Source organism: Streptomyces sp. NBC_00887, from assembly GCF_045207585.1.
In genome coordinates this window covers 8,094,213-8,113,610 of sequence record NZ_CP108788.1, presented here as the reverse complement: position 1 = coordinate 8,113,610, position 19,398 = coordinate 8,094,213, and the positions used below count along the sequence as shown (strand labels likewise).

The following is a 19,398-nucleotide window of genomic DNA, read 5'->3' as shown; positions in this document are numbered from 1 at the left end:
CCTGACGCCAAGCCCGTACGGCGTTTAAGGACGAACCCGGCATCCGGCCGTATCCCGGCCGCTCTCCGCTGGCCGAAAAGGCTCCCGCTCAGCTCCTGCCGCGCGACCGCGCCTTGAAGGCGGCCTTGCGTGCGGCCTTCGCTGTCCTCCTGTCGCGGTGCAGCCGTCCGATCGCCTCGAGCACATCGGCCGTCGCCGGGTGTTCCACCCGCCACGCCTCGTCGAAGAAGCCGCTGTGCTGACCGGAGAGCCCCTCTACCAGTTCCTGGAGCTCGTCCATGTCGCCGTCGGCGTCCAGTTGCGCGGCGATCGTGTCGACGGCGAGCCAGAAGATCATCGACTCCGGCGGGGCGGGCACGTCGGCCGCGCCCCGTTCGGCGAGCCAGACCCGGGCCAGCCCGCCGAGCTCCGGGTCGCCGAGCACCGCGCGCACCGCGGGTTCGGCCTCCGGGCCCACCAGGGCGAGGGCCTGCTGGCAGTGGAGCCTGCGCAGCGGGCCGCCCTGGTCCGCGCCGCGCGCCGCGACCAGCAGCTCGGCCGCGGCGGCCACCGCTCCGTCCGCTCCGTGCCGGCCGAGCCACAGCCCGACCTCGGCCAGGAAGGCGCCCTCGGGGTAGTACGCGATGCCGTCGAGGAGCGCGTCGGCACCCTTGTCCGCGAGGTCACCGACCGCGGGTGCGTCCACTCCGGCCTCCAGCATCCGCTCCCGGATGCCGTAGAAGCCGAGCGGCGTCAGTTTCACCAGCCCGTACCGGGTGACGTCCTCGTCGTCGGCGGGCGGCTCCGCCTCCTCGCCCTCCTCTGCCAGCAACGCCTCGTCCACCGGCCGGTATTCGACGATCCCGATGGGCTCGAGCAGCCGGAACTGGTCGTCCAGCCGCATCATCACCTCCGACACCTGTTCAAGGACGTCGTCGGTGGGCTCGCCCATGTCGTCGGGCACGACCATCGAAGCGGCGAGGGCGGGCAACGGCACGGGGCGCTCGCCCGGTCCACCGTCGGAGAGGCTGAGCAGGTACAGGTTGCCGAGCACCCCGTCGAGGAATTCGGCCTCGACGTCCGGGTCCCAGTCCAGGGCCTCGAAGTCGACGCTGCCGTCCTCACGGATGAGATCGGCGAAGTCGTCGAACGCCGGCGCGGTGGCGTCCGCGTGCACGGCCTCCAGACCGTCGAGCCAGATCGCGAGGACGTCCTGCGGGGATCCGGCGGTCAGCAGCGCCAGGTTCTCTCCGGCGGTGACGGTGCCCTCCGCTCCGTCGTCCGGCTCGCCGTCCTCGTCCTGCGGGTCCTCGACGTCCACGAGCCCGGCGTCGACAGCGAGGCGCCACGCCTCGCTGGCGGACGCGGCCCCGTCCTCGTCGTCGGTCAGACCGAGGTGCTCGGCCGCCGCGGGCAGCTGCGCTTCGACGAGCTCGCCACCGGCGCCGACCCGGGTCGCGGGTCCGGCCCAGCGGGCGAGCCGGACGGCGCGGGCGAGCAGCGGAGCGGCCAGCGCGTCCCGTGCCAGCTCGGCCTCGGTGTGCAGCCGCACCGGCGGCAGGGAGGGGCGCTCTGCGGACATCTGGGGGTTCTCCTCGGGCGTGCTCGGGACAGGTGCGGGGCGGAGCCGTTGCGCGGGCCCGGACCCGTTGCGCCGGGCCCCCGTGCGTACGGGCGGATCCCGTTGCGCACGGCGCGGGCCCTTGCGTACGGGCCTGGCGCCGCAGCCCCAGCGTAGACGCATTTCGTCCCGAGCCGCCCGGTTCTGCTACAGGCCCGCTCCGAGGCTGAGCACCGGGGTGTAGCGGTGCACACCGCCGCCGCTCGTACCCGGGTAGTTCCGGACCCGCTGCCACTGCGGTGTCGGGGACCCGACGCCCTCACCGGCCGAGGCGAGCGCGTCCACGTGGGCCTGCGCCGTCTCCCACTCGGCGTAGTTGAGCACGCGGTCGCCCCCCGTACCGAGGTGGAAGTACGCCGCGATGCCGCCGGGTGCCGGGGCCGGATCGGTGCCCAGTGCCTCGAACACCGCGTCCACCCAGGCCCGTTGGCGGGCCGGGTCCGGTCCGTCGAACTCGACGTCGACGATCACCACGCAGCCCGGCTCTCGGGTGTCGCCCTCCGTGACCCCCGAGCGGTACAGCTCGAACGTGCGCGGCCCGAGCCGTTCGATACCGGGGACGGCCGCGTCGATCTCTGCGTTGCGCGCGTCACGGCCGCCGCGCACGAAGTCCTGGTAGGCCTCCTCACCGGTCCACTGCGAGTAGTGGAGCAGCGTCCTGCCGTCCTCCCCGGTGTGCACGGTGTACGAGAGCAGGCCCGGGTGCGGCCAGTCACGGCCGGCCCATGCCGAGCGCACGGCTTCGACCGTCTGCCGCTGCCGCTCGGGGGAACCGACGTCCCAGGTGCTGACGTTGACGAGGCCCGAGTCGGAACGCCGGATCTCAGGGCGGGAGTTGAACTGCGTGGACGGCATGACGGTGCTCCTCTCCGCGCGCACTCCTTCGGTGCGCCGCCGGTTCACCCTCGTACGTCAAGCGCGCTCGAGGTCAAGGGCGGCGGGCCCTCGGCCGGGTGCTCGTGCCAGACTGCGCACCTGTGAACCTCCGACCGGCGACGCGCCACGATCTCCCTGCCGTTCTCGCACTCCTCGCGGACGAGGACCGGGTGGTGGACCCGGCGTCGGTCGTCGTCGACGCGGCCTACGAGACGGCCTTCGCGGCCATCGACAGCGATCCCAGGAACGAGATGCTGGTCCTGGCAGACGGCAACGGCGTCCTGGGGTGCCTGCAGATGACGTACATCCCCGGTCTCGGGAAGCACGGAGCCGAGCGTGCGCTGGTCGAGGCGGTGCGGATCAGGGCCGACCTGCGGGGCGGCGGTCTGGGGCGTGACCTCATGCGGCAGGCCGTGGAGCGAGCCCGGCTGCGGGGCTGCGCGCTCGTGCAGCTGACGAGCAACAGACAGCGGACGGACGCCCACAGGTTCTACGAGTCACTGGGCTTCGCCCGCAGCCACGAGGGCTTCAAGCTCCCTCTCTGACTCCGGCCGTCCCCCGGCTCATTCCGGCAGTTCGGTGCGCCACGCCGTCGTGTTCAGCTCGTCCATCAGGCGCAGGTCGTGGCCCTCCAGCGGGAAGACCCGGGCTCCCGTGTCGGGGGCGGGAGCGATCTCCAGGGCGTACCCCTCGATGAGGTCGCCGCCCTCCTTGGTGGAGACCCAGGCCAGGATCGACCTGACGGTTCCGCCCGGCTTCAGGGTGACGCCCTTCGCTCCCTGGTCGTTGCCGAACATCGAGCCGCCCGCGTTCACGGGGACGGGAATCCGCTCGCCGTCCTCACCCAGCGCCCGGACGGACGGATAGCCGTTCACGCGGTAGGGCTTCGTACCGCAGTTCACGAGCGTGAGGGGGACGGCCCGGTGGAACATCGCGGTCTGCACGGGGCCCACGTCGACCCGGACCCCGGAGGCGGGGCAGTCCGCCGTCGACTCGGCAGGGCTCGGAGCACCCTGGGCGGGTACGTCCGCCGTGACGGAGGGCGTGGGAAACGGCTCGGCGCGCACCCCGCCCGCGCCGGCCTGCGCGCTTCCGGTGCCCGCCGCGCTCGACGTCGGGCCGGGCTCCCCCTCGCCCGCGGGGACGAGGAAGCCGGAACAGCCGGAAAGCGCCAGCGCACCGGCCATGATCACTACCGCCGACATCGTTTTCCGTACCCGCATACCCGTGTACCCCCACCCCTGGAACGGTCTGCCGCCTGTCTGTTCGATCATGCCAGACGGTGAGTTCAGCATCTCTTCACCATCACTCCAAGCAGAACTAAGTGGACCTGTACGGACAGCCGCCCGGACACTTCCGGCATGACAGAAACCCCGGCCAGGCCCTTCGGCCGCGCCCTCTGCGCCATGATCACTCCGTTCGCGGCCGCCGGTGACCTGGACCTGGCCACCGCCCGCGAACACGCTCTGCGCCTGATCGGGGAAGGCTGCGACGGACTCGTACTGAGCGGCACCACGGGCGAGTCCCCGACCACCACCGACGAGGAGAAGACCGCCCTGCTGCGGGCGGTCCGCGAGGCGGTCGGCGACAGCGTCCCGCTCCTCGCGGGGGTCGGGAGTTCCGACACCCGGCACACCGTCCGGCTGGCCCAGGAGGCGGAGGCAGCCGGCGCGGACGGGCTGCTGGTGGTCACCCCGTACTACAGCCGCCCCCCGCAGGCCGCCGTGGAAGCGCACTTCCTCCGGGTCGCGGAGGCCACGGGCATTCCCCTGATGCTGTACGACATCCCGGGCCGCACGGGAACGAGGATCGAACCGCGGACCCTGCTGCGGCTGGCGGAGCACCCGCGCATCGTGGCGGTCAAGGACTGCGCGTACGACCTGCTCGGGGCGACGAAGGTGATGGCACGCACCCGGCTGGCCTACTACTCGGGCTGCGAGGAGATGAACCTTCCGCTGTACGCGGTCGGCGGCGCCGGCTACGTCAGTACGGTGGCGAACGTGGTGCCGCGCCGGATGCGGGCCGTCCTGGACGCCTTCGACGCCGGTGACACCGCGGAGGCGGCCCGCCTGAACGCGCTCACCATCGGCCTGATCGAGGCCATGATGGCCTCCGGTCTGCCCGGCACGGTCACGGCGAAGGCACTGCTCGACGCGGGCCCGGTCCGGGAACCGCTGCAGCCCGCCGGCCGCGAGGCGACCGACGGGCTGCGCAGGGTGTACGAGGAACTTCTCGCCGTTACCGGTTAGTTGTGGCTGTGCAGTACGTCGTTGAGGCCGCCCCAGACCGCGTTGTTCGGACGGGCCTCGACGGCGCCGGAGACCGAGTTGCGGCGGAAGAGGATGTTCGAAGCACCGGAGAGCTCCCGGGCCTTGACGACCTGCCCGTCCGGCAGCGTGACCCGCGTGCCGGCCGTGACGTACAGCCCGGCCTCCACGACGCACTCGTCGCCGAGCGCGATCCCGATGCCGGCCTCGGCGCCGATGAGGCAGCGCTGTCCGATGACGATGCGCTCCTTGCCGCCGCCCGACAGGGTGCCCATGGTGGACGCGCCGCCGCCGATGTCGGAGCCGTCACCGACGACGACGCCCGCGGAGATGCGGCCCTCGACCATGGAGGTGCCGAGCGTGCCCGCGTTGAAGTTGACGAAGCCCTCGTGCATCACGGTCGTGCCGGCGGCCAGGTGCGCCCCGAGGCGGACCCGGTCGGCGTCGGCGATCCGTACACCCTTGGGCGCGACGTAGTCCGTCATCCGGGGGAACTTGTCCACCGAGGTGACCTGGAGGTGCAGGCCCTCCGCGCGGGCGTTGAGCCGCACCTTCTCCAGGTCGTCGACGGCCACGGGGCCGAGCGAGGTCCAGGCGACGTTGGCGAGGAAGCCGAAGATGCCGTCGAGGTTCTGCCCGTGGGGCTGGACGAGGCGGTGCGAGAGCAGGTGCAGCCGCAGGTAGGTGTCGTGCGCGTCGAGCGGCTTGTCGTCGAGCGAGGAGATGACCGTGGCGACGGCGACGACCTCCACCCCCCGACGGGCGTCCACACCGATGGCCCTGGCCGCGCCCTCGCCGAGCCGGTTCACCGCCTCGTCTGCGCCGAGGCGCTGCGTGCCTGCCGGCCCGGGGTCGGCGACGAGCTCGGGGGCGGGGAACCAGGTGTCGAGGACGGTGCCGTCACCGGCGATGGTGGCGAGGCCGGCGGCGACGGCGCCGGTGGTGCGGGCGGAGCCCTGGGAAGTCGTGTCGGTCATGAACAGAACCTAACCGCCCGGGCGGTGCGCGGGCGAACCGGTCTCAGGACGGGGAGGCCGCCCGTCCGGTCCCGGCGCACGCTAGGCCGACGGGGTCGCCGCCCCCGGCAGGCCGGTGGGCGGACAGGTGCGCGGCGTCGTGGAGGCGCGGCTTGCGGGGGCCGCCCGCCGTGCCGCCAGCACGGCCACCCCCGCACCGCACGCCACGGCTGCGCAGACCGGCCGGAGCAGGGCGGGCGAGGCCACGCAGAGCGCGCCACCGCGACGCGGCGCCAGGACCTGGCCGCTGATGGACGCACCCCCGTACAGGCTCTGGAAGCGGCCCTGCGCGTGGGCGGGTGCCTGGTCGGCGGCCGTCCGGCGGCGGTGATCAGCGCGCGGCACCGTCCACGATCCTGGCCAGCATCTCCCGGGCGTACTCCGGATCGAAGTCGCTCCCGGTAAGGAGCACCTGCAGGCTGATCCCGTCCAGCAGGGCGACCACGGCCCGCGCGGTGGCCGGGTCGGTGCGGTCGGCCAGCAGGCGGCTCACGCCGTCGGTCCACTCCGCGGCGACGGGCCGCAGGGCAGGCCTTCGCAGGGCGGCCAGATACAGCTCGTACTCCAGCTCCAGCGGGCCGCGGCCGCCCTCGAAGCACTCCGTCAGCAACCGTGTCAGCTCGTCGGCGAGATCGGCGTCCGGGTCCGCGAGGTACGCACTCTCCCTCGCGACGCGGGCGAAGTCGTCGTTGCACCGGCGCAGCGCCGCGATCAGCAGTTCGTCGAGCGAGGCGAAGTGGTAGGTCGTCGAGCCGAGCGGCACGTCGGCCTCGGCGGCCACGGAGCGGTGGCTGAGGCCCGCGATACCCCGGTCCGCGACGACACGGATCGCCGCGTCGATGATGCGGTCGCGCCGCTCGGGGTCGTAACGGCGCACCATCAGTGGGCACCGCCGAGGTTGAGCACCACGACCCCCGCGATGACGAGCGCGATGCCGGCCAGCTTGGCGGCCCCCGCGGACTCGCCCATCCACAGGATCCCGATGGCGGCGACGGCCGCCGTGCCCGCACCCGCCCAGATGGCATAGGCGGTGCCGACGGAGAGCGTCTTGAGGGTCTGGGCGAGCAGCACGAACGCCAGCACGTAGCCCACGACCGTGATGAGCGAGGGCCACAACCGGGTGAATCCTTCGCTGTACTTCATGGCCGTCGTCCCGGCCACCTCGGCCGCGATCGCGACGGCCAGCAGTCCGTATCCCATGCGTACGAGTGTACACATCGTTGTGTACGACCGTACACAACAGCTGGGGTGTCCTCCCCGGACGCACTGTCGTCACGGGACGCTACGGTGTCCCGACCGGTCGTACCGGATGATGAATGCACGACAACAACACAACGGAGTAGCAGTGGCGCAGGACGCAGGGTGGGGCGGCGGCGCGCACGGGGGCGCACCGTACGGCGGATTTCCGTACGGGGGGCCTCCGGGGCCGCCGGGATGGGGCGGCTGGGGTCCGCCGTCGAAGCCAGGGGTGATACCCCTCGCGCCTCTCAGGCTCGGGGATGTACTCAACGGTGCGTTCTCGACGATGGGCAAGTACTGGAAGCAGCTGTTCGGCCTGGGCATCGCCCTGTACGGCGGCGCGGCACTGCTGATGGCGGCGGCGGTGGCCGTCGCCTACTCCGCGGTCGCCGATCCGCTGGAACGGGTGGTCTCGCTCGACTACGAGGAGGAGGCGGTCTCGTCGGACGTCGTCTCGCTCGTGACCGCGGTGGGCGCCCTCGCGGTACTCGGGATCGTCACGATGATGATCGTCTCGGGCCTGATGTACGCGGCGGTCCCCACGGTGCTTCAGGAGGCGGTGCTGGGCAGGCCCGCCGACTTCTCCACCGTGTGGCGCCGGGCCTGGTCCCATCTCACCCCGGTGATCGGCACGCTGCTCCTCACGGCGCTGATCGTGGTCGTGCCTGTGGCGCTGATCATGACGGCCTTCGTCGGGGTGATCATCGCTGCGGTCACCCTGGAAAGCGACTCCGGCGCGGCCACGGCCATGACGGTCGGCATCCTCGGCGCCCTGGCGACCGGGCCGCTGGCCGCCTGGCTCTGGGTCAAGTTCTGCCTGGCACCGGCGATCGTGGTCTTCGAGGGCCAGCGCCCGGTGGCCGCCCTGCGCCGCTCCGCCCAGCTGGTACGCGGCGACTGGTGGCGGATCTTCGGCATCACGCTGCTCGTCTACGTCATGGCCGCGACGGCCGGCTACTTCATCCAGATGCCGTTCTCGATCCTCGGCATGTTCCCCGGCATCATCAGCACGTCCTCGCTGGACGACGACCCGAGCCCCACGGCGATCGTGGTCGCGATGAGCGGCTACTTCGTCGCGATGATGCTGGGACAGATGCTCAGCCAGATCATCTCGACGACGTTCCCGCAGCTGGTGACCGGTCTGCTGTACGTGGACCGGCGGATACGGACGGAGGACCTGGGCCCGGTACTGGCCGAGGCGGCCGGCGTACCGCAGCAGGGCGGGGCCCCGTACGGAGGCCAACCCGGCCGGGCCCCGTACGGAGGGCAGCAGGGCGAGGCCCCCTACGGTCCCCCGCGGTAGCGGACGGACTCAGTCCACGAGGGAGTTCTTCGGGCGCAGTACGCAGAACTCGTTGCCCTCGGGGTCGGCCAGCACCACCCAGGTCACGTCCTCGCCCTGCCCCACGTCCAGCCGCCGGGCACCGAGCGCGATGATCCGCTCGACCTCGGCGGCCTGGTCGTCGGGCGCCAGATCGATGTGCAGCCGGTTCTTGACCGTCTTCGCCTCTGGTACGGGGAGGAAGCACATGCCCGGCATCGCGAACTCGTCGGCACCGATGACGATCTCGCCCTCGTCCTCGAACAGCACCTGCCAGTCCATGACACGGCACCAGAAGCGTGCCAGCGACGGCAGATCGTGGGCGTCGACGGCGAGGTGGTAGAAGCGAACGGCCATGCCCGCCAGTCTGCCTGGCGGGCATGGCCGTTCGTCGTACCGAAACGGGGCGACGACTGGACTCAGACGTTGAAGCCCAGTGCGCGAAGCTGCTCGCGGCCGTCGTCGGTGATCTTGTCCGGGCCCCACGGCGGCATCCAGACCCAGTTGATCCGCAGCTCGTTGACGATGCCGTCCGTCGCGGACTTCGCCTGGTCCTCGATGACATCGGTCAGCGGGCACGCCGCGGACGTCAGGGTCATGTCGAGGGTGGCGATGTTGGCGTCGTCGATGTGGATGCCGTAGATCAGGCCGAGGTTGACGACATCGATGCCCAGCTCGGGGTCGACCACGTCGTACAGCGCCTCGCGGACCTCCTCCTCGGAGGCCGGCTTGGTCGTAAGAGTCTCGTTCTCGCTCATGCCGTCTTCCCTTCGGACAGCGCCTGCGCCGTCGCGTCCTTCCACGCCATCCAGCTCAGCAGCGCGCACTTGACCCGGGCCGGGTACTTGGAGACACCGGCGAACGCGACCGCGTCCTCCAGCACCTCCTCCATCGCGTCGTCCGGCTCCAGCTGGCCCTTGGACTGCATCAGTTCCAGGAAGGTCTCCTGGATCTTCTGCGCCTCGCCGAGCTGCTTGCCGACCAGCAGTTCGTTGAGCACGGAAGCGCTGGCCTGGCTGATGGAGCAGCCCTGGCCCTCGTAACTGACGTCGGTGATGGTCTCGCCGTCGTACTTCACACGGAGCGTGATCTCGTCGCCGCACGTCGGGTTGACGTGATGCACCTCGGCGTCGCCCTCCCGCAGGCCACGCCCGTGGGGGTGCTTGTAGTGGTCCAGGATCACTTCCTGGTACATGGAGTCAAGCTTCACCAGTCAACCCTCGCCATTAACCGAAAAAGTTCCGCACGTGCTCCAGGCCGTCCACCAGGGCATCGACCTCGGCGGGCGTGGAGTACAGATAGAACGACGCTCGCGTCGTCGCAGGAATTCCGTACCGCAGGCACACCGGCCGTGCGCAGTGGTGTCCGACCCGGACCGCGATGCCCAGCTCGTCGAGTACCTGGCCCACGTCGTGCGGGTGGATGTCGCCGAGCGTGAAGGAGATCGTCGCGCCGCGGTCCTCGGCCGTCGCAGGACCGATGATCCTGAGGTCGGGGACCTCCAGGAGCCGCTTCACCGCGTACTCCGTGATCGCCTGCTCATGGCGGTGGATGTTCTCCATGCCGATGGCCGAGAGGTAGTCCACGGCCGCGCCGAGGCCGACGGCCTGCGCGATCGGGGGCGTACCGGCCTCGAACTTGTGCGGCGCCGGAGCGTACGTGGACGAGTGCATCGACACGGTCTCGATCATCTCGCCGCCACCGAGGAACGGCGGCAGGTCCTCCAGGAGCTCCTGCCGCCCCCAGAGCACGCCGATGCCGGTCGGGCCGACCATCTTGTGGCCGGTGAAGGCCACGAAGTCGGCCTGCAGCGCCTGCACGTCGAGCACCATGTGCGGGGCGGCCTGCGAGGCGTCGATGCAGACCAGCGCGCCGACCTGCTGCGCGCGACGGATGATCTTCTCGACCGGGTTGATCGTGCCCATGATGTTGGAGACCAGCGTGAAGGAGACGATCTTCGTCTTCTCCGTGATGATCTCGTCGATGTTGGACAGGTCCAGCCGGCCGTCGTCCGTGATGCCGAACCACTTCAGCTTCGCGCCCGTGCGCTGCGAGAGCAGCTGCCACGGCACGATGTTGGAGTGGTGCTCCATCTCCGTGGTGACGATCTCCGTGTCGCTGTCGACCCTGTAGGGCTCGTCCGCCCAGCCGAGCATGTTGGCGACGAGGTTCAGCGACTCCGAGGCGTTCTTGGTGAAGATCACCTCGTTGCGGCTGGGTGCGTTGATGAAGGCCGCGACCTTGTCGCGAGCGCCTTCGTACAGCGCGGTGGCCTCCTCCGCGATCGTGTAGACACCGCGGTGGACGTTGGCGTTGTGCCGCTCGTAGTACTCGTTGAGCGCGTCGAGGACCTGGCGCGGCTTCTGCGAGGTCGCCGCACTGTCCAGGTAAACGATCTTCTTGCCGTCGTGGACCGTGCGGTCCAGGATCGGGAAGTCCTTGCGGATCGCCTCGGTGTCGAGGAGGCCGGAGAGCCCCTGTCGGGCGTCAGTCACGCGGAAGCGCCACCCTTCGTGTAGGCCTCGTAGCCCTCGTTCTCCAGCGTGTCAGCGAGCTCGGCGCCACCGGAGGCGGCGATCCGGCCGTTGGCGAAGACATGCACGTAGTCGGGCTTGATGTACTTGAGGATGCGTGTGTAGTGCGTGATCAGCAGGGTGCCGACCTCGCCGGTCTCGCGGACCCGGTTGACGCCCTCGGAGACGGTCTTCAGCGCGTCGACGTCCAGGCCGGAGTCGGTCTCGTCGAGGATCGCGATCTTCGGCTTGAGGAGCTCCAGCTGGAGGATCTCGTGGCGCTTCTTCTCACCGCCGGAGAAGCCCTCGTTGACGTTGCGCTCGGCGAAGGCGGGGTCCATCTGGAGCCCGGCCATCGTCTCCTTGACCTCCTTCACCCACGTACGCAGCTTGGGCGCCTCGCCGCGGACGGCGGTGGCGGAGGTGCGCAGGAAGTTGGAGACCGAGACACCGGGGATCTCGACCGGGTACTGCATGGCGAGGAACAGGCCCGCGCGGGCGCGCTCGTCCACGGACATCTCCAGGACGTCCTCGCCGTCCAGGGTCACCGTGCCGCTCGTGATCGTGTACTTGGGGTGACCCGCGAGCGAGTAGGCGAGGGTCGACTTGCCGGACCCGTTGGGGCCCATGATGGCGTGGGTCTCGCCCTGCTTCACGATCAGGTCGACGCCCTTGAGGATCTCCTTCGTGGCGTTGTCGGCCTCGACGGAGACGTGCAGGTCGCGGATTTCAAGCGTTGCCATGGGTGACTCAGGACTCCTGGGTGACGGAGACGAGCACATCGTCCCCTTGGATCTTTACGGGGTATACGGGGACGGGGCGCGTCGCGGGAAGACCGGACGGCTTGCCGGTGCGGAGGTCGAAACTCGATCCGTGCAGCCAGCACTCGATCGAGCAGTCCTCGACCTCGCCCTCCGACAGCGAGACGTTCGCGTGCGAGCAGATGTCGTTGATCGCGAACACCTCGCCCTCGGTGCGGACGACGGACACCGGCGTGCCGTCGAGCTCCACCCGCTTCGGGGTGTCGTCCTCCAGCTCGCTCAGCGCACAGGCTTTGACGAAGGCCATCAGACCGACGCCTTCAGCTCGGTCTCGATCTTGTCGAGGAGACGGGCTTCGACGTCGGGCAGACCGATCTGCTGGACGAGCTCGGCGAAGAAGCCGCGCACGACGAGCCGGCGGGCCTCCTCGGCCGGGATACCCCGGGACTGCAGGTAGAACAGCTGCTCGTCGTCGAAGCGGCCGGTCGCCGAGGCGTGTCCGGCGCCGACGATCTCGCCGGTCTCGATCTCGAGGTTCGGTACGGAGTCGACGCGGGCGCCGTCGGTGAGAACCAGGTTGCGGTTCATCTCGTACGTGTCGGTGCCCTCGGCGGCGGCCTGGATGAGGACGTCACCGATCCACACGGCGTGCGCGCCGTCGCCCTGGAGCGCGCCCTTGTAGGCCACGTTGGACTTGCAGTGCGGGGCGTTGTGGTCGACCAGGAGGCGGTGCTCCTGGTGCTGGCCCTTGTCGGTGAAGTACAGACCGAAGAGCTCCGCCTCGCCACCGGTGGACGCGTAGGCGACCCGGGGGTGGATGCGGACGACGTCGCCGCCGAAGGTGACGACGATGGACTTGAACGAGGCGTCCCGGCCGATCAGCGCGTTGTGCTGACCGACGTGGACGGCGTTCTCGTCCCAGTCCTGGACGGAGACGACGGTGAGCTTCGCTCCGTCACCCAGGACGTAGTCGACGTTCGCGGCGAGCACCGCGTCGCCGGTGTGGTCGATGACGACGACTGCCTCGGCGAAGGCACCCAGCTCGATGACCTGGTGGCCGTAGGCCACACCGCCCTGGCCGTGCACGGCGATCCGGACCGGCTCGGTGAGCACGGCCTCCTTGGCGACCGTGACGACCGAGGCCTGCTGGAAGGACGAGTACGCCTGGGCGGCGACCCGGTCCACGGGCGTGCCGGCCCTGCCGAGCCGCGCGTCGTCGCGGCCGACGGTCTCGACCGTGACGCCGGAGGGCGCCTCGATCACGACCTTGACCCCGTCGCCGGTGGCGACGGCGGTGCCGTCGTGCAGTCCGCGCAGCCGCTCCAGCGGCGTGAACCGCCACTCCTCCTCGCGGCCGTGCGGGACCGGGAAGTCCGCGACGTCGAAGGAAGGGGGGGCGCTCATGCGCGTGGCGACGGTGGACTCGGCCGCCACCGCGATGGACCCGGCGGTGGTGGAGCCCGCCGGAATGTTCTGAGCCTCAGCCATGGCTGTCGTAGTGCTCGCTTTCTCAGTCAAATGTCAGGGGGTTCCGGTCGGCGGGCCTGCTAGCCGACCGAGCCCTCCATCTGCAGCTCGATCAGCCGGTTGAGCTCCAGGGCATACTCCATGGGCAGCTCCTTGGCGATCGGCTCGACGAATCCGCGCACGATCATCGCCATGGCCTCGAACTCGGTCATGCCGCGGCTCATCAGGTAGAAGAGCTGGTCCTCGGAAACCTTCGAGACGGTCGCCTCGTGACCCATCGACACGTCGTCCTCGCGGACGTCGACGTACGGGTAGGTGTCGGAGCGCGAGATGGTGTCGACGAGCAGTGCGTCGCACAGCACGTTCGACTTGGCGCCGGGGGCGCCCTCACCGATCTCGATCAGACCGCGGTAGGAGGTGCGGCCGCCGCCTCGTGCCACCGACTTGGAGACGATGTTGGAGGAGGTGTTCGGGGCCATGTGCACCATCTTGGCGCCGGCGTCCTGGTGCTGGCCCTCGCCCGCGAAGGCGATGGACAGGGTCTCGCCCTTGGCGTGCTCGCCCATCAGGTAGATGGCCGGGTACTTCATGGTGACCTTGGAGCCGATGTTGCCGTCGACCCACTCCATGGTCGCGCCCTCGTACGCCACGGCGCGCTTGGTGACGAGGTTGTAGACGTTGTTCGACCAGTTCTGGATGGTCGTGTAGCGGCAGCGGCCGCCCTTCTTCACGATGATCTCGACGACCGCGGAGTGCAGCGAGTCCGAGGAGTAGATCGGCGCCGTGCAGCCCTCGACGTAGTGGACGTAGGCGTCCTCGTCGACGATGATCAGCGTCCGCTCGAACTGGCCCATGTTCTCCGTGTTGATACGGAAGTAGGCCTGGAGCGGGATCTCGACGTGCACGCCCTTCGGCACGTAGATGAAGGAGCCGCCGGACCACACGGCCGAGTTCAGCGAGGCGAACTTGTTGTCACCGACGGGGATGACGGTGCCGAAGTACTCCTGGAAGAGCTCCGGGTGCTCCTTCAGCGCGGTGTCGGTGTCCATGAAGATGACACCCTGCGCCTCGAGCTCCTCGTTGATCTGGTGGTAGACCACCTCGGACTCGTACTGCGCGGCGACACCGGCGACCAGGCGCTGCTTCTCCGCCTCGGGGATGCCGAGCTTGTCGTACGTGTTCTTGATGTCCTCGGGCAGGTCCTCCCAGGACTCCGCCTGCTTCTCCGTGGACCGCACGAAGTACTTGATGTTGTCGAAGTCGATGCCCGACAGGTCCGAGCCCCAGTTCGGCATGGGCTTCTTGCCGAACAGCTTCAGGCCCTTGAGACGGAGCTTCAGCATCCACTCCGGCTCGTTCTTCTTCTCCGAGATGTCGCGGACGACAGCTTCGGACAGGCCGCGCTTCGCCGCCGCGCCTGCCGCGTCGGAGTCGGCCCAGCCGAATTCGTACGTGCCCAGGCCATCGAGCTCAGGGTGGGCAGTCTCCGTAGGGAGCGTCATGCGGGGTTCCTCCCGGCCGTACTTGCAGATGCTGATGGGGTGGTCTGTGGTGCTGCGGGGCTGCTGCGCGGAACGAACGTCGTGCACACCCCGTCGCCGTGGGCGAGGGTGGCCAGACGCTGTACGTGCGTCCCGAGCAGGCTGGAGAAGAATTCCGTCTCCGCCTCGCACAGCTGCGGGAACTGCTCGGCGACGTGCGCCACCGGGCAGTGGTGCTGGCACAGCTGCTCGCCCTGCTGGGGGCCCGGCGCGCTGCGCGCCGTAGCAGCGTACCCGTCGGCCGACAAGGCCTTGGCCAGCGCCTCGGTCCGTGCCTCGGGGGCCACGGCGTCGACCGCGGCGCGGTACGTCTCCCACTGGGCGGCCATCCGCGCGCGGGCGAAGGCGACGAGCGCCTCGTCCCCGCCCGTTTCGGCGATCCAGCGCAGGGCGTCGGCGGCGAGCTCGTCGTAGGACTGGTCGAAGGCGTCCCGGCCGCAGTCGGTCAGCGCGAACACCTTGGCCGGGCGGCCACGGGTGCGCGCTCCGTACACCCGCTGTTCGCGGGCCTCGACGACGTCGTCGGAGACGAGGGCGTCGAGATGGCGGCGTACGGCGGCCTGGGTCAGGCCGACGCGCTTGGCCAGATCGGCGGCGGTGGACGGGCCGTGATCCAGGATGGAGCGCGCGACACGGTTGCGCGTCGAGCGCTCACCGGTCGCGAGTTCCTCCTGAGGAGCCTCGCCAACGTATTTCACAACGCCATTGTTGCGTAATTCATCCGGGCCTGACAACCCGCCCCCGGATCGGGCGCGGTGCGCTTCATCACTTAGGCGAACCTAAGTTGACCTGCGGAAATGATGATCTCCGGCAAGGCTTCGCAGGTGGGAGGTCCAGACCACGGGCAGCGGCCGGGCCTGCGAAGACGCGGGACCGGCCCCCGGCGGAAGGAGATCCGCCGGGGGCCGGTCGAGTGACTGCGGGCCGGTCAGCCCGCCGCGAGGTCGGACCGCTCGGTCACTCTGATCGAGTTGACCAGCGTCCTGCCCTCATTGGCCACGAACCGGAGGTTCAGCTGGCCGTCGGTGACCGTGACGGTGAACGCACGGTCGTGCGCGGTGTACCGCCCGGCCTCCAGCGCCAGGTCCAGGTTGGGCACGACCTGCGCCCCCTCCGCCATCACGTCGAAGACCCGGTCGGTCGGATCGTTGGAGGCGAGCTCGGCGAAGCCGAGCTCGATCCGGTACGTGCCCGAGGGCAGCCCGTCGAAGCGGTACTCGTACATGCCCTGCCGCGCCGTCGCGTAGCGCGCCGGGTCGACGGTCCCCGAGACGGTCCTCGACGTGGTGACACGCGAGGTGCTCCCGAGGTACCCGAAGGCGCCCGCGGTGTAGGCCGGGTCGACCGCCCAGGTGTCACCCAGCGCATCGACGGCCGAGTTCCTGGCGCCGGTGTCCAGCGCCGTCTGGTACGCCGGAACGACGACGCTCACCGGGATCTCGACCACCGGCGCACGGCCGCTGCCGCTGGTGAGCACCAGGGTCGCGGTGAGAACGGTGCCGGGCGTGGCGCCGCTCGTGTCGAAGGCGAGCGGAACGGATGCCTCCGCTCCCCGGGCCAGTGTGCCCTCGGCGGAGGACAGCCCGAGCCAGCCCGCGTCCTGCTTCTCGGTCACGGCGTAGGCCGACTCCGTTCCGGCGTTCGCCAGGTCCAGCGTCCGGGTACGGGACTGCCCTGCCGGAACGACCAGTTTCACGGCGTCCTGCGCGGACCGCACCAGCGGGGTGCCGAGCGCCGTCGTGGTGTACGCGACGTCGCCCGCCTTCGCGTCGACCGGTGCGGAGGCGGTCGCGTAGCGGTCGGCGGACACCTCCACGGTGTACTCCCCCGCGGCCGGCTGAAGCGCGTACGTACCGTTGCCCGCCGTGGTCACGCTCTCCCCGGCGACGGTGACCGTGGCACCGGCCAGTGGCTCGTCGTCGTTGGCGTCGACCACCTTGCCGGCCACGACGCCGCGGGCCTTGGCACCGAAGGACAGGGTGGTGCCGTCCGTGATGACCGGGGCGTTGAAGGAGTAGAGGAGCGCGTCCGTGCCCGTGGCGTTCTCCAGGCCCACCGTCGCGGTGGCGCCGTTGCCCGGCACGCTCTTGTAGTGGTACGAGATCGAGCCGTCCTCGCCGATCACGGCGGAGAACGTGGCGCGCGTGCCGCCGGTCACGACCAGGGCGTCCCGCCACTCGACGACGGCCCTGCGGTGCGGCGCGGTGCCGGTGACCGCCCAGTACACGCCTCCCGAAGCGTCGACCGTCATGTTGTCCCACAGCGGGTAGAGCGCCCCGTTGGGGGTCCCGGTGCTGGGCAGCGTGGCGTTGGTGCTGCTGGTGGACGAGGTGCCGAACGCCAGCACACCCTCCAGAGTCGCGGTCGCCGTCGTGTAGCCCTTGCCGTACAGCGCGAAGGTGAACGGCAGGCTGAAGGAGGCCGCGCCCGAGGTGGTGGAGGTGTAGGTCAGCTTCTCGGTGCCGGCCGGGAAGTCGGCGGCGCTCTCGGTGCTGCAGGAGTAGCCGAAGGTATCGGTCCGGTCGTCCAGGACGATGTCCTGGGTGAGGTCGGCGGCGATGTCGACCGTGAGCGAGGTCGCGGTGGCACAGGCGCCCGCCGGGGTGACCGCCAGGGTGTACGAGCCCTGCGGGAGCGTGAGGCTGTACGAGCCGTCGGCCCCGGCCGTCGTGGTGACCGGGGTTCCCTGGGCGGCGACGACGGCGCCCGCCTCGGCGCCCGCGGAGCTGGTGACCTTGCCCGACAGGGTGGCCTCGGGAGCCTGGGCCAGCGGGAAGTCCTTGACCGCCGCACCGTTCTCGACGACGGTCACCGCACCCTTCGCCGGGAGGTACCCGAACTTGGTGACGGAGACCTCGTAGTCGCCGACCATCAGCTTGGGCAGGGCGTAGGCGCCGTCCGCCGCGGTCGTCGCGGTCGCGCGCATCGGCCCCGCGAAGGTGACGACGGCGTCGGCGACGGCCGCGCCGCCGGAGGTGACGCTGCCGCTGACTGCTCCGAGCGCTCCGCGCGGGGTGGCGTCGACCGCCTCGAAGGCGTCGAGCCGGCCCTCGCCGAAGACGTTGTTGCGGGCGGGCGTGCCGCCGCACTGGTCGGCGGCGGTGTCGATGGCGGTGGAGTCGAGCAGCGCCTCCGTGGCCGCGACGTCACCGGCGATGGCGGGCGAGGCCGCCCACATCAGGGCGACGGTCGCCGCGGTGTGCGGCGAGGCCATCGACGTACCGGAGATCGTGTTGTAGCCGCCGCCCGCCCAGGAGGAGCGGACGTTGACTCCCGGCGCCGCGAGGTCGGGCTTGATCTCGGCGTTCTCGCCGGTCCCGCGGGCGGAGAAGGAGGCGATGGCGTTGTTGATGTCGAACGCGCCCGAGGAGTAGGAGTTGGTGTACGAGCCGGGGCTGCCCGAGGTGGTGCAGCTGGGGCCGTTGTTGCCGTTGGAGAAGGCCGGGAAGATGCCGGCGTCCCTCCAGGACCGGACGGTGTCCCGGTACCAGGCGTCGTAGACGTTGGCGCCCCAGGAGTTGTTCACCACGTCGGGTGCCAGCTCCGGGCGCGGGTTGGCGCCGGCGGAGTCGGTGGGGGCGACGACCCACTGACCGGAGGCGAGCAGGGTGTCCCGGGCGCAGGAGCTGGTCGCGCAGCCCTTCGCGGCGATCCACTTGGCGCCGGGCGCGACGCCGATGCCGTCGGCGCCCACCATGGTGCCCATGGTGTGCGTGCCGTGGCCGTTGTTGTCGCACGGTGCGGCCGTGGCGCAGACGGAGGCCGGGTCGAACCAGTTGTAGTCGTGGCTGTACGTGCCGTCGGCCTTGGTGCCGCGATAGGCGGCCTGGAGCGCCGGGTGGTCGAACTGGACGCCGGAGTCGATGTTGGCGACGACGACGCCCTCGCCCTTGACGCCGAAGCTGCTCCACACCTTGGGCGCGTTGATCCGGTCGATGTTCCACTCGACGGCGTCGACCTCGGGCTCGCCGGTGCCGGGCAGCGGGTCGGGAAGCGTGACCGGGTCGTCGGCCTCGATGCTGGCCACGTCGGAACGGGCCGCGATCTTCTCGGCTAGTGCCTTGTCGCCGGTGATCTGCACGGTGTTGGCGATCCAGAACGACGTGTACCGCGCTCCGGCGTCCTTGGCCAGTCCGATGACCCCGGCCTGGGACTTCTTGGCGAACGCGGTCTTCGTTTCGAGAACGGCGCGGGCCTTGGCCGTCTTGCCCTTCGCCTTGTGAGCGGACGTGACATCCGCTTCCGCCTTCAGGCCGACCCAGAAGGTCACCTCGTCCTGCACGGCGAACTGCTTGAGCAGTTTGCCCTCGGACTTGGCCTGGTACGCGGACTGCGGCGCCGGCTCGGCCTCCCTGGCCTGGGCCGGGGATGCGCTGATCAGGAGCGGTATCGCGGTCGCTGCCGCGGTGAGGAGTGCGGCGGCGGACCGCCGTCTGAGACGCGTGGAACGTCTGGTCACGAGCTCTCCTTCAGGAACAGGCGGGGATCGCCCGCCGTAGGGGATGAAGGAACAGGCGCGGGTGCCACTCACAACTGCCGCTGCCCGTGTACGTGTGGGGGGCGCAGCAACCGCATGAGCTCAGGAAGGAGCATGGGGGACGTGACGCAGGACACGGAAGGGGGCAGCGGGGCGCCTGGGGCGTCATTGGCCGAGCTTTGAGGTGTACCGAGGTATCGCCCAGGGAAGTACGCCCGGCTCCCGGAGGGGACTCCCGGCCCCGGCCCGGCCCCACATTGGCCGATTCGCGCTCCACGGGACCCAGGCCCCGGGGTCCTTCGGTCACTGCCTAGACTTAC

General features: G+C 70.4%; 20 protein-coding genes. 3 read left to right on the top strand and 17 right to left on the bottom strand.

All coding sequences use genetic code 11. The features are described 5' to 3' along the window. Positions 1 to 88 precede the first annotated feature (88 nt). Complete coding sequence (locus OG844_RS36945) at positions 89 to 1,561, bottom strand: hypothetical protein (protein WP_406389273.1); 1,473 nt, start codon at positions 1,559 to 1,561, stop codon at positions 89 to 91. Positions 1,562 to 1,747: 186 nt separating this feature from the next. Beyond that, complete coding sequence (locus OG844_RS36940) at positions 1,748 to 2,455, bottom strand: antibiotic biosynthesis monooxygenase (protein WP_406389275.1); 708 nt, start codon at positions 2,453 to 2,455, stop codon at positions 1,748 to 1,750. Between the two features lie 122 nt (positions 2,456 to 2,577). Between OG844_RS36940 and OG844_RS36935 the strand changes: the two genes are divergently transcribed. Beyond that, positions 2,578 to 3,021: a GNAT family N-acetyltransferase gene (locus OG844_RS36935; protein ID WP_406389277.1), complete on the top strand. Its 444-nt coding sequence runs from the start codon at positions 2,578 to 2,580 to the stop codon at positions 3,019 to 3,021. Positions 3,022 to 3,039: 18 nt separating this feature from the next. Here the strand turns inward: OG844_RS36935 and OG844_RS36930 are convergent, their stop codons facing one another. Further along, positions 3,040 to 3,699 (bottom strand): DUF4232 domain-containing protein, encoded by a 660-nt coding sequence (locus tag OG844_RS36930; protein ID WP_406396053.1) that lies wholly within the window; start codon positions 3,697 to 3,699, stop codon positions 3,040 to 3,042. A 138-nt stretch (positions 3,700 to 3,837) separates the two neighbouring features. Between OG844_RS36930 and dapA the strand changes: the two genes are divergently transcribed. Further along, positions 3,838 to 4,725, top strand: coding sequence for a 4-hydroxy-tetrahydrodipicolinate synthase (gene dapA, locus OG844_RS36925; protein WP_406389278.1), 888 nt, complete (start codon positions 3,838 to 3,840; stop codon positions 4,723 to 4,725). Here the strand turns inward: dapA and dapD are convergent. The 4 genes from dapD to OG844_RS36905 form a co-directional block, all read right to left on the bottom strand. Further along, positions 4,722 to 5,720: a 2,3,4,5-tetrahydropyridine-2,6-dicarboxylate N-succinyltransferase gene (gene dapD / locus OG844_RS36920; protein WP_351174238.1), complete on the bottom strand. Its 999-nt coding sequence runs from the start codon at positions 5,718 to 5,720 to the stop codon at positions 4,722 to 4,724. The two genes, dapA and dapD, sit on opposite strands and share 4 nt — an antisense overlap. An 81-nt stretch (positions 5,721 to 5,801) precedes the next feature. After that, positions 5,802 to 6,104 (bottom strand): hypothetical protein, encoded by a 303-nt coding sequence (locus tag OG844_RS36915; protein WP_406389280.1) that lies wholly within the window; start codon positions 6,102 to 6,104, stop codon positions 5,802 to 5,804. Next, positions 6,091 to 6,639 (bottom strand): TetR/AcrR family transcriptional regulator, encoded by a 549-nt coding sequence (locus OG844_RS36910; RefSeq protein WP_406389281.1) that lies wholly within the window; start codon positions 6,637 to 6,639, stop codon positions 6,091 to 6,093. The genes OG844_RS36915 and OG844_RS36910 overlap by 14 nt, the downstream gene beginning before the upstream one ends. Then, a complete protein-coding gene (locus tag OG844_RS36905; RefSeq protein ID WP_406389283.1) occupies positions 6,639 to 6,959 on the bottom strand; it encodes a DMT family transporter in 321 nt (106 codons plus the stop codon). Before OG844_RS36905 ends, OG844_RS36910 begins: the two co-directional genes overlap by 1 nt. 325 nt (positions 6,960 to 7,284) lie before the next feature. Here OG844_RS36905 and OG844_RS36900 point away from each other — a divergent pair, with 325 nt between their 5' ends. Beyond that, positions 7,285 to 8,301, top strand: a complete 1,017-nt coding sequence (locus OG844_RS36900) for a hypothetical protein (protein WP_406389285.1) — start codon at positions 7,285 to 7,287, stop codon at positions 8,299 to 8,301. 9 nt (positions 8,302 to 8,310) lie between these two features. Here the strand turns inward: OG844_RS36900 and OG844_RS36895 are convergent, their stop codons facing one another. The 10 genes from OG844_RS36895 to OG844_RS36850 all read right to left on the bottom strand — a co-directional run bounded on the left by OG844_RS36895 (position 8,311) and on the right by OG844_RS36850 (position 19,060). Then, positions 8,311 to 8,676 (bottom strand): VOC family protein, encoded by a 366-nt coding sequence (locus tag OG844_RS36895; protein ID WP_406389287.1) that lies wholly within the window; start codon positions 8,674 to 8,676, stop codon positions 8,311 to 8,313. A 62-nt stretch (positions 8,677 to 8,738) separates the two neighbouring features. Then, on the bottom strand, positions 8,739 to 9,077 hold the full coding sequence (locus tag OG844_RS36890; RefSeq protein WP_014156915.1) for a metal-sulfur cluster assembly factor: 339 nt from the start codon (positions 9,075 to 9,077) through the stop codon (positions 8,739 to 8,741). After that, positions 9,074 to 9,529 (bottom strand): Fe-S cluster assembly sulfur transfer protein SufU, encoded by a 456-nt coding sequence (gene sufU, locus OG844_RS36885; RefSeq protein ID WP_329212275.1) that lies wholly within the window; start codon positions 9,527 to 9,529, stop codon positions 9,074 to 9,076. Before sufU ends, OG844_RS36890 begins: the two co-directional genes overlap by 4 nt. A 16-nt stretch (positions 9,530 to 9,545) precedes the next feature. Then, on the bottom strand, positions 9,546 to 10,814 hold the full coding sequence (locus OG844_RS36880; protein ID WP_384611488.1) for a cysteine desulfurase: 1,269 nt from the start codon (positions 10,812 to 10,814) through the stop codon (positions 9,546 to 9,548). After that, positions 10,811 to 11,575, bottom strand: coding sequence for a Fe-S cluster assembly ATPase SufC (gene sufC / locus OG844_RS36875; RefSeq protein ID WP_406389290.1), 765 nt, complete (start codon positions 11,573 to 11,575; stop codon positions 10,811 to 10,813). The genes OG844_RS36880 and sufC overlap by 4 nt, the downstream gene beginning before the upstream one ends. Before the next feature lie 7 nt (positions 11,576 to 11,582). Further along, positions 11,583 to 11,900, bottom strand: coding sequence for a bifunctional 3-phenylpropionate/cinnamic acid dioxygenase ferredoxin subunit (locus tag OG844_RS36870; RefSeq protein ID WP_329212268.1), 318 nt, complete (start codon positions 11,898 to 11,900; stop codon positions 11,583 to 11,585). Then, positions 11,900 to 13,081, bottom strand: a complete 1,182-nt coding sequence (gene sufD, locus OG844_RS36865; protein ID WP_406389292.1) for a Fe-S cluster assembly protein SufD — start codon at positions 13,079 to 13,081, stop codon at positions 11,900 to 11,902. The genes OG844_RS36870 and sufD overlap by 1 nt, the downstream gene beginning before the upstream one ends. Positions 13,082 to 13,140: 59 nt before the next feature. Next, complete coding sequence (gene sufB / locus OG844_RS36860) at positions 13,141 to 14,562, bottom strand: Fe-S cluster assembly protein SufB (protein ID WP_329212265.1); 1,422 nt, start codon at positions 14,560 to 14,562, stop codon at positions 13,141 to 13,143. Beyond that, positions 14,559 to 15,299, bottom strand: a complete 741-nt coding sequence (locus tag OG844_RS36855) for a helix-turn-helix transcriptional regulator (RefSeq protein WP_406389294.1) — start codon at positions 15,297 to 15,299, stop codon at positions 14,559 to 14,561. The genes sufB and OG844_RS36855 overlap by 4 nt, the downstream gene beginning before the upstream one ends. A 230-nt stretch (positions 15,300 to 15,529) precedes the next feature. After that, positions 15,530 to 19,060: a S8 family serine peptidase gene (locus tag OG844_RS36850; RefSeq protein WP_406389296.1), complete on the bottom strand. Its 3,531-nt coding sequence runs from the start codon at positions 19,058 to 19,060 to the stop codon at positions 15,530 to 15,532. Positions 19,061 to 19,398: the final 338 nt, after the last annotated feature.

Coding starts and splice junctions, on each gene's coding strand:
- OG844_RS36945 (WP_406389273.1), bottom strand. CDS start 1,561: ATGTCCGCAGAGCGCCCCTCCCTGCCGCCGGTGCGGCTGCACACCGAG.
- OG844_RS36940 (WP_406389275.1), bottom strand. CDS start 2,455: ATGCCGTCCACGCAGTTCAACTCCCGCCCTGAGATCCGGCGTTCCGAC.
- OG844_RS36930 (WP_406396053.1), bottom strand. CDS start 3,699: ATGCGGGTACGGAAAACGATGTCGGCGGTAGTGATCATGGCCGGTGCG.
- dapA (WP_406389278.1), top strand. CDS start 3,838: ATGACAGAAACCCCGGCCAGGCCCTTCGGCCGCGCCCTCTGCGCCATG.
- dapD (WP_351174238.1), bottom strand. CDS start 5,720: ATGACCGACACGACTTCCCAGGGCTCCGCCCGCACCACCGGCGCCGTC.
- OG844_RS36910 (WP_406389281.1), bottom strand. CDS start 6,639: ATGGTGCGCCGTTACGACCCCGAGCGGCGCGACCGCATCATCGACGCG.
- OG844_RS36905 (WP_406389283.1), bottom strand. CDS start 6,959: ATGGGATACGGACTGCTGGCCGTCGCGATCGCGGCCGAGGTGGCCGGG.
- OG844_RS36900 (WP_406389285.1), top strand. CDS start 7,285: ATGGGCAAGTACTGGAAGCAGCTGTTCGGCCTGGGCATCGCCCTGTAC.
- OG844_RS36895 (WP_406389287.1), bottom strand. CDS start 8,676: ATGGCCGTTCGCTTCTACCACCTCGCCGTCGACGCCCACGATCTGCCG.
- OG844_RS36890 (WP_014156915.1), bottom strand. CDS start 9,077: ATGAGCGAGAACGAGACTCTTACGACCAAGCCGGCCTCCGAGGAGGAG.
- sufC (WP_406389290.1), bottom strand. CDS start 11,575: ATGGCAACGCTTGAAATCCGCGACCTGCACGTCTCCGTCGAGGCCGAC.
- OG844_RS36870 (WP_329212268.1), bottom strand. CDS start 11,900: ATGGCCTTCGTCAAAGCCTGTGCGCTGAGCGAGCTGGAGGACGACACC.
- sufD (WP_406389292.1), bottom strand. CDS start 13,081: ATGGCTGAGGCTCAGAACATTCCGGCGGGCTCCACCACCGCCGGGTCC.
- sufB (WP_329212265.1), bottom strand. CDS start 14,562: ATGACGCTCCCTACGGAGACTGCCCACCCTGAGCTCGATGGCCTGGGC.